The sequence below is a fragment of the Leucothrix pacifica genome (genome assembly GCF_003172875.1).
GTDB classification, from domain to species: domain Bacteria; phylum Pseudomonadota; class Gammaproteobacteria; order Thiotrichales; family Thiotrichaceae; genus Leucothrix; species Leucothrix pacifica.
In genome coordinates this window covers 103,609-117,320 of sequence record NZ_QGKM01000013.1, presented here as the reverse complement: position 1 = coordinate 117,320, position 13,712 = coordinate 103,609, and the positions used below count along the sequence as shown (strand labels likewise).

Below are 13,712 nucleotides of genomic sequence, written 5' to 3'. Positions count from 1 at the left end.
TTAAAAGACAGAATTATAGGCTGGTTTTATGAATGGCGTGTGACAAAATTTGGAGTGACAAGAGGCGAGTCGCTTGATGTAGTAATCAGCCTCCTCAGAAAGAAGGCTGATATCGCTGAGGGCTTTATTCCTGCTTAATATCATTAAACAACCTTTTCACCCACTGCACGCGTTGTTCAACAGTGGATTCAGCGTATTCAAAACTAATTTTATCTTGCCCCAGTAACTTAAACTCCCAAGGGCGTTTTTGTACCAGCTGAATCAACTTCATTGGGTCAATATTCGGTGAGTCATTGAAAACAATACGTCCGCCTTCCGCCGCAAGTTCCAGCTTGAGAATGCCGAGGTCCTGAGCAATTTGTTTTAAGCGTGTTGTTTCAAATAGATTGGCCGTGGCTTCAGGCAGTAGGCCAAAGCGGTCAATCATTTCTACACGTAAATCACGTAAGGATTCCGCATCTTCTGCGCTGGCAATACGCTTGTAGAGAATCAAACGGTTATGCACATCCGGTAGGTAGTCGTCCGGAATAAGGGCGGGTACACCTAAGTCAACCGTGGTTTGTTTGCCGCCACCGACTTCCAGCTTTGGCAGTTTGCCGGCTTTGAGTGCTTTGACTGCACGTTCCAGCAAGTCGTTATACATAGTGAAACCGATTTCCTGGATCTGGCCGCTTTGATCATCACCCAGTAATTCACCTGCACCACGAATTTCCAAATCATGTGAGGCCAGTGTGAAACCAACACCCAGCTCTTCCAGTGACTCCAGTGCTTCCAGACGCTTCTTCGCATCGCTGGTTAAGTTCTTGCGGTTCGGAACGATCAGGTAGGCATAAGCCTTGTGATGGGAGCGACCAACTCGACCACGCAACTGATGGAGCTGCGCCAGCCCTAATTTATCCGCACGATTAATCAGTATGGTATTCGCCGAAGGCACATCGATACCACTTTCGATAATGGTCGTTGCCACCAGTATTTGGAATCGCTGATGGTAGAAGTCTTTCATAATGCCTTCGAGTTCGCTTTCTGGCATTTGGCCATGAGCAAAGCGGATATTGGCATCAGGCAGCATAGCGCGTAAATCATCTGCGATTTTGGCAATGCTTTTTACTTCGTTGTGAAGGAAGTACACCTGACCACCCCGTGAAAGCTCACGGGCACAAGCTTCTTGAATGGTGTTTTTATCCCACTCATTAATGAAGGTTTTAATGGCATGTCGCGCGGCAGGTGCGGTGGCAATAATTGAGAGATCACGCAGACCAGACAGTGACATATTCAGCGTTCGCGGAATCGGTGTGGCGGTCATGGTCAGCATGTCGACATTGGCGCGCATTTTCTTCAGCTGTTCTTTGTGGCGCACACCGAAGCGATGCTCTTCATCGACGATGACCAAGCCAAGGTTTTTAAACTCAACCGTACCCTGAATCAGTTTGTGCGTGCCGATAATGATATTAATGCGGCCACTGGCAATGCCATCCAGTGTCTGTTGGGTACTCTTGGCTGTGCCAAAGCGTGACAGTGAGGCAATCTCAAACGGCCAGTCAGCGAAGCGATCCTGAAAGTTACGGGTGTGCTGCTGAACTAAAAGTGTTGTTGGTGCAATCATGGCGACTTGTTTGCCCGCATTGGCGGCGACAAACGCAGCGCGCATAGCCACTTCCGTCTTACCAAAACCAACATCACCACAGACCACACGATCCATAGGGCGTGGTGCGCACATATCTTCAATTACCGCTTCAATCGCCGTGGCCTGATCCGGTGTTTCTTCAAAACCGAAGGCATCTGCGAATAAATTATATTCCAGCTCATCCAGCGTATAAGCATGACCTTTTTGTGCAGCACGATGGGCGTGAATCTCCAATAATTCAGCAGCGATATCATGTGCTTTTTGAGCGGCTTTCTTGCGTGCCTTATCCCACTGGTCGTTACCTAACTTATGCAGCGGTGCTTTGTCAGCGGATGTGCCTGTATATCGACTAATTAAATGTAACGAGGCAACCGGCACATATAGCTTTGCCTTATCCGCATATTCCAGCGTAATAAATTCCTGAGGAATACCGCCGGCATCGAGCTTTTGCATGCCTAAATAGCGACCTACACCATGCTCTTCATGAACCACTGGCGAGCCTTCGGTAAGGTCTGTCAGGTTGCGAACAATAGCGTCGGCATCACGCGTGGGTTTGCGGCGACGACGTTTTTGCTGCACCTGCTGACCGAACAGCATGGATTCAGGAACGACGGCTAATGACTGAGTTGGGTCAGTTTCATTGAGTACCCATAAGCCTTCTTCTAACGGTGCTGTGGTGACAGCAAACGGCGAAGTGGTGTCGATGAATTCTTGCCAATCCGTGCTGAGCGTTGGTGAAAAGTGATTGTCCCGTAGCAGGCCCATTAAATTTTCACGGCGACCCGCTGAGTCTGCTGTGAATAATAAGCGTCCGGCATGTTGCTTTAGAAATTGCTCCAGCAACATCATTGGCTTTTCGCTACGTGCCTGAATCAGCATGGATGGCAGCGTACGCACCGCATAATTATGGCAAGGCTCTGGTCGTTCAAAGCGCGATGTTTCGATACGTCTCAGATTTTCAAGCAGGTCAAACAAACTATTGGTACTGAGGAATAATCGCTCTGGTGGCAGAATAGGGCGCTCGATATCATGGCGACGTTGCTCGTGACGTTCAATCACTGTTTTTTCAACGTGCTCGGCAGCAGCTTTCACCTCTTCGCTGTAGATGAAGAGTGTTTTCTCTGGCAGGTAGTCAAATAGCGTAGCGGTATGATCAAAGAACAGCGGCAGATAGTATTCAATCCCCGCTGGTGGATTACCTTGTGTGACATTATCGTAAATCAGGCTACGGGATAAATCGCCACCGAGTTGTTCGCTGTATTGCTTACGGAAAGTGCTAATGCCGTCCGGACTCAGTGGGAATTCATGAGCGGGTAGCAGCTCGAATGAATCTACTTGTTCCAGCGTACGCTGATCTTCGGTATTAAAAGTGCGCAGGCTGTCAATTTCATCATCGAATAAATCAATACGGATGGGTTTTTCACTGCCCATCGGGAACAGGTCAATCAGCGAGCCACGGCTGCTGTATTCACCATGTTCATAGACCTGAGTGACATGGCGGTAGCCGGATGCTTCAAGCTGCTGCCTGAAGTTATCGATATCGAGTGTTTCACCCTTTTTGAGCAACAAGGCATGTTGATTCACATAATCCGTTGGCGCTAAGCGTTGCATCAGGGTTGATATCGGCACAATCAGTACGCCTTTCTGAGTGCGCGGCAATTGATGCAGCATTTTCAAACGCTGTGAAATCAGGTCTTCATGGGGTGAGAAAACATCGTAAGGCAATGTTTCCCAGTCCGGAAAAATATCTACTTTTTCAAGACCGGAGAAGAATTTGATATGTGCCTGTGCCAGATAAGCACTGTGGGTATCCGGAGTCACAACGACGATGAGTCCCTGAAATTCCTTGGCAGCATTGGCAATCAGTAGCTCTTGTGCTGAGCCATGTAGTCGTCCCCAATGGATCAGTTTATTGGTTTTTGAGGGGTAAACCGGATTCAGTGTTGGAGTCGGCATAGCACTTAGCTTAAAAGGCGGTGATTGTACGCGTATTTACGGTGAGTTGCGATGCTAAATGGGCTATTATCACAGGTCATGAAAATTAGCACAGGGATCACGGTGTGAGTAATACAGCGATGGAAATAAAAGGTGAGATGTCAATGCTGAACGTATTGCATCTGCACTCTACTAATGTGAAAGAGATTGCTGACCAGCTGGAAAAAAAGCGTGATGAGGTACCGTCGTTTTTTTTGAATAGTCCGGTCATTGTTGACTGTAGTTTGATTGTAGAGACGCTAGCAGAGTTAGATTTAGCTGCGTTGAAGCAACGTTTGATCGATTTGATGTTTGTGCCGGTAGGTGTTCGTGGTGTTGAGCCGGAGCAACAAGCTGCAATTATCAAGGCAGGTTGGTCTGTGTTAAGAGCAGGCCCGAAGTCATCTAAGAAAGCAGAAGCAGCTGCTGTAGCAGAAGAAGCCTCTGAGTCTGATGAGGTAAAGGCACCAGCTGAGGTTGAGGAAACGCCGGTAGCATCGGCTAATATCAGCAAGTTGATCGAAAAACCGGTTCGCTCAGGACAACAGGTATTTGTGGAAGAGGGTGACGCTGTACTGCTGACACATACATCAGCGGGTTCAGAAGTTATGGCAAGTGGTTCTGTGCATGTGTATGGCGCATTGAGAGGGCGCGTACTGGCCGGTGTGCATGGTGATACAAATGCCAGAATATTTTGCCGGTCATTGGACGCAGAACTGATTGCGATTGCCGGGCGCTATCAATTACTGGATGAAGGCGATACTGATTTGCGCGGAAAACCAGCGATGATTCGCTTGGATGGAGAAAAGTTAATAATTGAAGCATTGGATTAGGAGATAAGCGTTTACGTTTATTTGCTATGATGAGCGGGCTGTATGCCATTGGCTGGGAATAGTCGGTGGCAGAATTAATTAGGAGAGCACTATTGAGTAAGGTAATTGTTGTCACCTCTGGTAAAGGTGGTGTGGGGAAGACTACCAGCAGCGCAGCGATCGCAACCGGTTTGGCTGAAAAAGGTAATAAGACTGCTGTGATTGATTTTGACGTGGGCCTACGTAATCTGGATTTGATTATGGGTGTGGAGCGTCGTGTTGTTTACGATTTTGTTAATGTTATCAATGGTGAAGCAACATTAAAGCAGGCACTGATCAAAGATAAGCGAGTAGACAACCTGTTTATTTTACCTGCCTCACAGACCCGCGACAAAGATGCTTTGAGTCAGGAAGGCGTTGAGTCAGTTATTGAAGAGCTGAAAGCAGACGGCTTTGATTATATCGTTTGTGATTCTCCGGCTGGTATTGAGAAGGGTGCTTTTATGGCACTTTATTTCGCGGATGAGGCAATTGTTGTTACCAACCCTGAAGTGTCTTCTGTGCGTGATTCTGACCGTATTCTTGGGATTCTTCAGAGCCGATCAAAAGCAGCTGAGCGTGGCGATACGGTAAAAGAGCACTTACTGGTGACTCGTTATTCTCCTGAGCGTGTTGAAGGCGGTGACATGTTGAGTGTAGACGACATTGTTGAGATTTTGTCGATTCCTCTATTGGGTGTAATCCCGGAGTCAGGCAGTGTATTGCAGGCGTCAAACAGTGGTCAGCCAGTCATTCTGGACAAGGCAAGTACCGCGGGTATGGCTTACTCTGATGCTATCGACCGTTTCCTTGGTGAAGATATTCCTCACCGATTTATGGATATTGAGAAGAAGGGTTTCTTCAAGAAACTGTTCGGCTAAGGAGAGTCGTAGAATTATGGGTTTATTTGACTTATTTCGCCAGGACCGTAAGAAAAATACGGCAAAGGCAGCAAAGGAGCGATTACAGATTCTGATTGCTCACGAGCATGCGATGGGCGCGGGTGGCCACAAAGGTCCGGACTATTTGCCAAAGCTTCGTGAAGAGATTATTGCAGTGATTCGTAAATACGTATCGGTCAGTGATAATGATGTGAATTTTCAGGTGGAGAAGGGAGATGACTTCGATATGCTGGAACTCAATATCACCCTGCCTGATTCGAAGTAGTCGGCTTTGATTGATCCGCCACCTCACATCGTTTTGGTGGCGGATGCTCTATCTAGCCTAAAGCTGCCGGATGCTCTGCTCATTACGAGCTTAGTTAATTATCCTTAAGGTTTAGTGCACGATACCTTCTTTGCTGGGTTACTCAGCATTCCATGTTCCTGACTTTCCACCGCGCTTTTCCAATAATCTCACCCCTTCAATGCGCATTCCTTTATCCACGGCTTTACACATATCGTAAATAGTCAACAGAGTAATTTGAACGGCACTGAGCGCTTCCATTTCAACGCCTGTTTGTCCTCGGGTTTCTACCGTGGCGGTACAAATCACTGAGGGAGGATTCGTTTGAGTTTCCAAATCAATCTCGACTTTAGTCAGTGCTAAGGGGTGACAAAGTGGTACCAAATCAGCGGTACGTTTAGCCCCCATGATGCCAGCGATTCGGGCAACACCGAGTACATCACCTTTTTTATTGTCACCCTTTAAAATATGTTCAAGGGTACTATCTAACATATCAATCCGCCCTGTACTGATTGCAGTTCGGTGTGTGATATCTTTGCTGCCCACATTGACCATGTGAGCTTCTCCGTTATGGTTGAAATGGCTTAGTTTATCCATGTTGAGTATTATCGATCCTCTAATTTGGCATGCTACAATTCGCGCTTTTTTAATCTGGCTCAGATTAAGCATAACCTAATTCGAGAATATTATCGTGCCTACCAATCCTAAAATCGCGCTGCTGCTGGGCATGCTGCTTGCGTGTATTTCACCTGCGTTTGCCTCTTCCGGAAGCACAGGCTTAGTTCCTCATGATTTAACAACATCTCCCCTTAGTTGGATTGCTGTACTGGTCTTTCTGGTGGCTTACACGTTAGTAATCCTGGAAGATGTCATTCACCTGAGAAAATCAAAACCGGTCATTGTTGCAGCCGGTATTATTTGGGTGATTGTTGCTATTTCTTATCAAAGAATTGGTCAGTCTGATCAGGTTGATGCATTCCTAAGTCACAATATGCTGGAGTATGCGTATCTTCTGTTGTTCCTGTTAGTAGCGATGACTTACATCAATACAATGGAGGAGCGAGGCGTATTTGACTCGTTACGCGGATGGTTGATTTCTAAAGGTTTTACCTTGAAAGGAATCTTTTGGATTACGGGTGTGCTGGCCTTCATTATTTCACCACTGGCCGATAACCTGACAACTGCCTTATTGATGGCTGCGGTGGTGATCTCAGTCTCGGGTGGTAAAAGAGCCATCTTACAAAATGATAAGACGAAAAAGTTTGTTGTTCTTGCCTGTATCAATATTGTGGTTGCTGCCAATGCCGGTGGTGCGTTTAGTCCATTTGGTGATATTACGACGCTAATGGTTTGGCAGGCCGGTAAAGTCAGTTTTGGTGGCTTCCTGGGTTTGTTGCCTTCTGCGCTTGTGAACTGGTTAATTCCGGCATTTATCTTTTCAATGTTCTTGCCTAAGGCGCACCCTCAGCCCAAAACAGAAGAGACTCGTTTAAAATATGGTGCTTTTGTGGTTGTGGGCTTGTTTGTCTTTACCATTTTCCTTGCAGTTACATTCCACAATATGTTCCACCTGCCACCAATGCTGGGCATGATGACAGGTCTTGGTTTGTTGCAACTTTATGGTCATCACCTGAAAAATAGTGATCGTTCCAGAGTTGATGATAACCGTATCGGTCGCTTTGATATTTACAACCAATTGCAACGCTCTGAGTGGGACACCTTGATGTTTTTCTATGGCGTCATCCTTTGTGTTGGTGGCTTGGGGGCGTTAGGTTATCTGGCGCAGGTCTCTGGTGTGCTTTATGGTGTATTAGGTCCAACCTATGCCAACATTCTAGTGGGTGTGATGTCTGCTATTGTTGATAACATTCCGGTGATGTTCGCCGTGCTAAGTATGAATCCTGAACTTTCACACGGTCAGTGGTTACTGGTTACTCTGACAGCCGGTGTGGGTGGCTCTTTGTTGTCCGTTGGCTCTGCAGCAGGTGTTGCATTGATGGGACAAGCACGTGGCATTTATACTTTTATGTCTCACTTAAAGTGGACGTGGGCGATTGCACTGGGTTACGTGGCGAGTATAGCGGTGCACATGTTTATTTATAATTTGTCATTCTAAACAGACCGGTGCGGGCTATGCTTGGCGCAAGGCTGAAACAGTGGTTCGCACCGTCTTGTGTGTTGTGTGATGCGATCAGTGATGATGGTATCTCACTTTGTACAGCGTGCCAGCAAGATTTACCTTGGTTGCTTCATACCTGCCGTGACTGCGGTATTCCAATTGAAAACCCACAGCAGACCGTCTGCCTGAACTGTGAATTACATCCTATTATTGTTGATTCCGTCACGTGTGCTCTGCACTACGCCTCTCCGGTTGATCACCTCATCACTCGCATGAAATATGCTAATCAGCTCGCGAATGCCAACGTACTTGGTACTCTGTTGGCCAGACATCTCTCACAGTTAGCGCTAGATATGCCGGATGCTATTGTTCCGGTGCCTTTGCATAAAGCGCGTTTGAGAACGCGTGGATTTAACCAGACGCATGAGCTTTATCGGGCTATGAATAAGCATTTACCCGTGCCTTTGTTCAAGGGGCTCAAGCGTATCAAAAATACAAAGCATCAAACGATGGTGAAGGGAGAGGAGCGTGAGGAGAATTTACGAGGCGCATTTGAATTAACAGAGGGTGTTAAATTGCCTCGTCACATCGTTATTTTAGATGATGTAATTACCACTGGGGCAACAACAAACACGATCGCTCAATTACTTAAAGATGCGGGTGTAGAAAAGGTGTCTGTATGGGCTGTCGCTCGTGCCACAGCCCGGTAAGGTGTCTTAGTCAGAAGTCACTCACATCGTTTATTCGTAACAGTCTCTTTCTTACAAGAGAATTGTCTGATCAGACAGGTATTTACTCACTCAGAGCAATACTTCGAACATCACCATAAGCGTTTGTTGTATCGGGCTTTTATTGTCATCCGATACCATTAGATAGCGATTCCCATTTAGGTGACTTAGTCCTTCAAAGTTATCCATAGTCCAGCCATTAGCACTGCTAAATACAGCGATGTCTTTAATAGGGCAGTTATTCTTTTGGTCGCATTGGTTTATCTGTAATTGTCTGAGACTAATCACCAGAGGCTGAAAGATTCCTGAGAAGGCGCGTTCCATAACCAGTATATCGCCATTGGACAGTACCTCTAACGCGGTGATAGAGCTTTCTGCAGCTTTGTATCGCGGGAAGTTCCACTCTTTACCATGTTGTGAGTAAATGGTCTGGGTATTGATATAGTTCGCTTTAAGCGGCAGTTCTGCGGCGGTTAGTACGCCAAATTTAGGGTGTACAACAACACTTTCCAGTGCTTTGTTGCCATTTCGGTAGCTACGTTTGTTAGCAATTTTTTTAGGTATGGCAATCGTACCGATATATTGTCCATTAGTGTTATAGCGCTCAACGCGGCTGTTCCCTTCAAAAGAAATGATTAACTCGCTACGGTTGTTTTTTCTGATGAGATCTAAGCCTTCAGAGTCTCTGTTCGCACCGCTGAGTACTTTGTTGTTGGAGCCGGTTAGTTTTACTGCTTTGACCACTTTGGTATTCAGCAATCGATCATTACTGAATGTCAGTTTCATGGTGTAGAGGTAGCCATTATCGGATATTCCATAAAGCGTCTGAGTTGTTGGGTCCCAGGCGATATCGGATAACTCAACCATTGGAATGCCATTAGTCTTTGCTCCGCTCAACGCGATACTGCCTAAAAGCTTGGTTCTCATGTACTGATTGCCACTAAAACCCTCAGGAGTGAGAGCCACGCGGTAGGAGGTTGAGTGAGCCGTTGTGCCACAAGCCATTAATAGCAAAGCACTGAGTAATAAAATGCCTGCGCGAATTGGCAGGCATGATGTAATCGATCTATTCATATTATTTTACTAATTATCTAGTAATCGGATTGAGTTGTCCTAATAATATGGTTTTTTTAGTCATTGGGCTAGCACTTGTCTTTGCAGATTCTGATGTGATTTCCAACATACCAACTGCCTTCAGGTTATCCCACTCTTTTTCATCTATCTTCAGCACAGTGCGACCAGTCTTGGAAATCGTGCCCATCATCATGGCTTTGCCACCTTTTTTCAGGCGACACCATAGCTTCAAAACTGAGCCATCATCTACCGGAATATCTTTGACGATATCAACCGAGACAGACAGATCATCTTGTGTAATACGTGTGATCGCCATTGGTGTTTTGTCTTCAGATTCGAACACGACACTGTAGGCTACTGCTTCCTCAATCTCCGAGAAAGGGTTGATTACAACCAGTGTCGCTACTAATAGAGCCATCAATGCAAAAGCATAGCTTTGCTTAAACCAACTGAACCACTGACGTTTCTCTGCCTTAGGTTCGCTCTCACTAATGTCTGCCATAATACTGGATTCAATATTTTTCCAGACTTGATCCGAAGGCTTTTCGTTGGGTAATAATTCAACCAAGCTGCCAAACTGGCTCTCATAGGCGTTAGTGGTTGCCTCAAGGTAAAAGTGCTGTTCTTTGAGTGCTTCAAAGCGGCGTCTCGCCCGACCGTGCAGCGTGCCCGCAGCATAGGACATCGCCAGCTTTTCAAAAATTTCCGGGTTTTGATATCGATTTAACTCAGACATGGTTTTAGTGTCTCCAATCCACGACGGATCCAGGCCTTAACGGTTCCTAATGGCTTATTTAATTTTTCTGACAGCTCTTGGTGGGTGTGGCCGTAATAATACGAGAGTAAAATACACTCACGTTGTGCGGGCTGCAGTTGTTTCAGACATTCCCTTAGCCTTTGCATTTCCTGACTCAAGTCTTCCTGATGTTCTGGTTCTAAATCATCAGAGGCAAAATCGAGTCCTTCATACTGAATATCCGTCTCAGCATATTTAAGTTTCAGACTTCTTAATTTATCCAAAGCCTTGTTACGGGTTACTGTTGCCATCCAAGTCAGTGCTTTACCTTTCTGTACGTTATAACTGTCGGCCTTTTGCCAGATTTTGATAAACGCCTCCTGTAACACATCCTCCGCTAATTCCGGCTTCTGCATCAATCGTAATGCCAAACTGTAGAGTTTTGGTGATGCTTCCTGATAGAGCTGCTTAAATGCCTGCTGATCTTGCCGGGAACAGCGCTGCAAAAGTTCCGCAAAGTTATCTTCCATCGGTGTGTCCATAATTAAGTGCTCCATCGGGTGAATTCAAGCCCGGGAACATTTATTAGTGTTGTGATTAATAACGTAGTGTAATGCTTTTTGGATGCCAAAAAAAAGGCCTCTTATCGAAGAGGCCTTTCTGGTATCACGTTTTAGTGACCCTGTATTGCACGAGTAGTTTACTCAGAAGGCGCTTCTTCAGTCACTGCATCTGCTTCAGCTGGTGCTGCATCATCAGCATTCGCCTCTTTCATACTTAGACGCATACGTCCCTGACGGTCGATCTCAAGCAGCTTAACGCGTACTTCCTGACCTTCTTTCAGGTGAGCATTAACATCTTCAACACGCTCGTTGCTGATTTGAGAGATGTGTACCAGGCCATCTTTGCCCGGAAGGATTGTAACGAATGCACCGAAGTCCATGATCTTGGCAACTTTACCGTCGTAGATCTTACCCACTTCAGCTTCAGCTGTGATTGACTCGATGATCGCTTTTGCTTTGTTGCCAGCAACGCCATCGATAGCAGCGATCTTGATGGTGCCGTCATCGCTGATATCGATCTGTGCACCAGTCTGCTCTGTAATGCTGCGAATTGTTTCGCCGCCCTTACCGATAACTTCACGAATCTTGTCAGGGTTGATCTTCATCACAACGTAGCGAGGTGCGTACTCAGATAGCTCTTCACGAGGCTTAGAGATAGCATTCTCCATTTCATCAAGGATGTGAAGACGTGCGCCATGAGCCTGAGACAATGCAGTTTGCATGATCTCTTGCGTGATACCGTCGATCTTAATGTCCATCTGTAGTGCGTTGATACCTTCACGAGTACCAGCCACTTTAAAGTCCATATCGCCAAGGTGATCTTCGTCACCCAAGATGTCAGTCAGTACAGCGTACTTGTCGCCTTCTTTAACCAAGCCCATTGCGATACCAGCAACCGGTGCTTTGATCGGAACACCAGCGTCCATTAATGCCAATGATGAACCACAAACAGAAGCCATCGAACTTGAACCATTTGATTCTGTGATTTCAGAAACAACACGGACTGTGTACGGGAATGTCTCTTGATCAGGCATTACAGCCAATACACCACGCTTTGCTAAACGGCCATGACCGATTTCGCGACGCTTAGGTGAACCGACAAAACCAGTCTCACCCACACAGTATGGAGGGAAGTTGTAGTGGAATAAGAAGTGATCTTTGTACTCACCGCTCAATGCATCAATAATCTGTGCATCACGTGCAGTACCCAGTGTTGCAACAACCAGTGCCTGAGTCTCACCACGAGTGAATAGGGCAGAACCATGAGTTCTTGGCAATACACCAACGCGAGTTTCGATGCCACGAACGGTTGTAGTATCACGGCCATCAATACGTGGCTCGCCTGCAATAACGCGGCCACGAACCACTTTCTTTTCAAGGTCTTTAAATGCACCTTTGATTGCATCCACTGAAGGCGCGTCTTCACCTGCATCTTCAGGAATCAATGTCGCGATGATTTTGTCCAGAGCAGCTGCAACCTGATCCTGACGATCCAGCTTATCAGCAACCTGGAATGCAGCAATCACGTCTGCTTCAGCGATTTCAGCAACTTTTTCTTCAAGTGCAGTATCTTTTTCAGGTGCAGTCCAGTCCCACGCTTCGTTGCCAACTTCAGCAGCAAACTCTTTAATCGCTGCAATCGCACTTTGCATCTGGTTATGACCAAATACCACAGCGCCTAACATGACTTCTTCAGACAACTCCTGAGCTTCTGATTCAACCATCAGAACCGCACCGTCAGTACCAGCAACCATTAGGTCTAGCTTAGATTCTTCAAGTTGAGTCTTGCTTGGATTCAGGACGTATGCACCATCAACGAAACCAACCTGCGAAGCACCAATTGGGCCAGCAAAAGGAATACCTGATGCTGCTAGTGCTGCAGAAGTGCCCAGCATTGCAGGGATCGCAGGGTCAACTTCAGGGTTGATAGAGATGATAGTGACGATTACCTGAACTTCGTTCATGAAGCCTTCAGGGAATAATGGACGAATTGGGCGGTCAATCAGACGTGCAATCAATGTCTCAGATTCGCTAGGACGACCTTCACGCTTGAAGAAACCACCGGGAATCTTACCCGCTGCGTAAACCTTTTCTTGGTAATTAACCGTTAGTGGGAAGAAGTCACGACCAGGGTCTGCGTTTTTCTTTCCAACCACGGAAACCAGTGCAACAGTACCACCCATATCAACTTTGACAGCAGCACTTGCTTGGCGAGCGATCTCGCCCATTTCTAGCTCAACAGTATGCTCACCATACTGGAATGTTGTAGTTACAACAGAAAACATAATTATTCCTTTCTGAAATTTGAGTCACCGGCAGGCTGTTCAAAAATAGTCGTTTTCGGTTTGGCTCAAGCTTGTAGGAGACAACTGCTTTTGAACAACCTTCCTGCGTGACGACTTGTTATACTTATTTGGCAAACTTTATAGCAGGTGAGTACCTGTGAATGAGAGCACTTTGTGCTATGAGTATTTGCCCGGTGTCAGGCATGTAATATTGCCCAACTAAAAACACCGCCGTGAAGCGGTGTTTTTTGAAATCGATTTAGCGACGCAGACCGAGGCGCTTGATCAGATCTTGGTAACGACCAGAGTCCTTACCATTTAGGTAGTCCAGCAATTTACGACGCTGGTTAACCATTCTTAGCAAACCACGACGTGAATGATGGTCATGCTTGTGCGCTTTGAAGTGCTCAGTCAGGTGCTTAATGTTTGCGGTCAGCAAAGCAACCTGTACTTCACAAGAACCAGTATCACCTTCTTTTACTGCGTATTCAGCAACGATTGCTGCTTTAGTTTCTGCATTTAAAGACATTGTCTTTTATTTCCATACGTTTGATTCGCAAGGCGAATCGATTT

12 protein-coding genes are annotated in these 13,712 nt (G+C 46.3%); 5 read left to right on the top strand and 7 right to left on the bottom strand.

Going from position 1 to position 13,712, the window contains the following annotated elements; genetic code table 11:
• Positions 1–124: 124 nt before the first annotated feature.
• Positions 125–3,580, bottom strand: a complete 3,456-nt coding sequence (gene mfd / locus DKW60_RS06710; RefSeq protein WP_109836881.1) for a transcription-repair coupling factor — start codon at positions 3,578–3,580, stop codon at positions 125–127.
• A gap of 104 nt (positions 3,581–3,684) precedes the next feature.
• Between mfd and minC the strand changes: the two genes are divergently transcribed.
• From minC to minE, 3 genes are all read left to right on the top strand, one after another.
• Positions 3,685–4,431, top strand: coding sequence for a septum site-determining protein MinC (gene minC, locus DKW60_RS06705; protein WP_245929607.1), 747 nt, complete (start codon positions 3,685–3,687; stop codon positions 4,429–4,431).
• Positions 4,432–4,523: 92 nt separating this feature from the next.
• Positions 4,524–5,330 (top strand): septum site-determining protein MinD, encoded by an 807-nt coding sequence (minD, locus tag DKW60_RS06700; RefSeq protein ID WP_109836879.1) that lies wholly within the window; start codon positions 4,524–4,526, stop codon positions 5,328–5,330.
• A 16-nt stretch (positions 5,331–5,346) separates the two neighbouring features.
• Positions 5,347–5,616, top strand: coding sequence for a cell division topological specificity factor MinE (gene minE, locus DKW60_RS06695; protein WP_109836878.1), 270 nt, complete (start codon positions 5,347–5,349; stop codon positions 5,614–5,616).
• 138 nt (positions 5,617–5,754) lie between these two features.
• On the opposite strand, the gene moaC is transcribed toward minE, so the two are convergent.
• A complete protein-coding gene (gene moaC, locus DKW60_RS06690) occupies positions 5,755–6,231 on the bottom strand; it encodes a cyclic pyranopterin monophosphate synthase MoaC (protein ID WP_109836877.1) in 477 nt (158 codons plus the stop codon).
• 130 nt (positions 6,232–6,361) lie between these two features.
• Between moaC and nhaD the strand changes: the two genes are divergently transcribed.
• Both nhaD and DKW60_RS06680 read left to right on the top strand, forming a co-directional pair.
• Positions 6,362–7,750: a sodium:proton antiporter NhaD gene (gene nhaD / locus DKW60_RS06685; protein WP_109836983.1), complete on the top strand. Its 1,389-nt coding sequence runs from the start codon at positions 6,362–6,364 to the stop codon at positions 7,748–7,750.
• A gap of 17 nt (positions 7,751–7,767) precedes the next feature.
• A complete protein-coding gene (locus tag DKW60_RS06680; RefSeq protein ID WP_109836876.1) occupies positions 7,768–8,463 on the top strand; it encodes a ComF family protein in 696 nt (231 codons plus the stop codon).
• Positions 8,464–8,553: 90 nt separating this feature from the next.
• On the opposite strand, the gene DKW60_RS06675 is transcribed toward DKW60_RS06680, so the two are convergent.
• From DKW60_RS06675 to rpsO, 5 genes are all read right to left on the bottom strand, one after another.
• Positions 8,554–9,555 (bottom strand): esterase-like activity of phytase family protein, encoded by a 1,002-nt coding sequence (locus DKW60_RS06675; RefSeq protein WP_109836875.1) that lies wholly within the window; start codon positions 9,553–9,555, stop codon positions 8,554–8,556.
• Positions 9,556–9,568: 13 nt separating this feature from the next.
• Positions 9,569–10,291 (bottom strand): anti-sigma factor, encoded by a 723-nt coding sequence (locus DKW60_RS06670; protein WP_109836874.1) that lies wholly within the window; start codon positions 10,289–10,291, stop codon positions 9,569–9,571.
• On the bottom strand, positions 10,279–10,833 hold the full coding sequence (locus tag DKW60_RS06665) for a sigma-70 family RNA polymerase sigma factor (protein WP_245929605.1): 555 nt from the start codon (positions 10,831–10,833) through the stop codon (positions 10,279–10,281). The genes DKW60_RS06670 and DKW60_RS06665 overlap by 13 nt, the downstream gene beginning before the upstream one ends.
• Before the next feature lie 158 nt (positions 10,834–10,991).
• Positions 10,992–13,139: a polyribonucleotide nucleotidyltransferase gene (pnp, locus tag DKW60_RS06660; protein WP_109836873.1), complete on the bottom strand. Its 2,148-nt coding sequence runs from the start codon at positions 13,137–13,139 to the stop codon at positions 10,992–10,994.
• 259 nt (positions 13,140–13,398) lie between these two features.
• Positions 13,399–13,668 carry a 30S ribosomal protein S15 gene (gene rpsO, locus DKW60_RS06655; RefSeq protein ID WP_109836872.1) on the bottom strand — a complete coding sequence of 90 codons (270 nt, stop codon included), beginning with the start codon at positions 13,666–13,668 and terminating at the stop codon, positions 13,399–13,401.
• Positions 13,669–13,712: the final 44 nt, after the last annotated feature.

Coding starts and splice junctions, on each gene's coding strand:
- mfd (WP_109836881.1), bottom strand. CDS start 3,580: ATGCCGACTCCAACACTGAATCCGGTTTACCCCTCAAAAACCAATAAA.
- DKW60_RS06675 (WP_109836875.1), bottom strand. CDS start 9,555: ATGAATAGATCGATTACATCATGCCTGCCAATTCGCGCAGGCATTTTA.
- minE (WP_109836878.1), top strand. CDS start 5,347: ATGGGTTTATTTGACTTATTTCGCCAGGACCGTAAGAAAAATACGGCA.
- DKW60_RS06680 (WP_109836876.1), top strand. CDS start 7,768: ATGCTTGGCGCAAGGCTGAAACAGTGGTTCGCACCGTCTTGTGTGTTG.
- pnp (WP_109836873.1), bottom strand. CDS start 13,139: ATGTTTTCTGTTGTAACTACAACATTCCAGTATGGTGAGCATACTGTT.
- nhaD (WP_109836983.1), top strand. CDS start 6,362: ATGCTGCTTGCGTGTATTTCACCTGCGTTTGCCTCTTCCGGAAGCACA.
- moaC (WP_109836877.1), bottom strand. CDS start 6,231: ATGGATAAACTAAGCCATTTCAACCATAACGGAGAAGCTCACATGGTC.
- DKW60_RS06670 (WP_109836874.1), bottom strand. CDS start 10,291: ATGTCTGAGTTAAATCGATATCAAAACCCGGAAATTTTTGAAAAGCTG.
- rpsO (WP_109836872.1), bottom strand. CDS start 13,668: ATGTCTTTAAATGCAGAAACTAAAGCAGCAATCGTTGCTGAATACGCA.
- DKW60_RS06665 (WP_245929605.1), bottom strand. CDS start 10,833: ATGGACACACCGATGGAAGATAACTTTGCGGAACTTTTGCAGCGCTGT.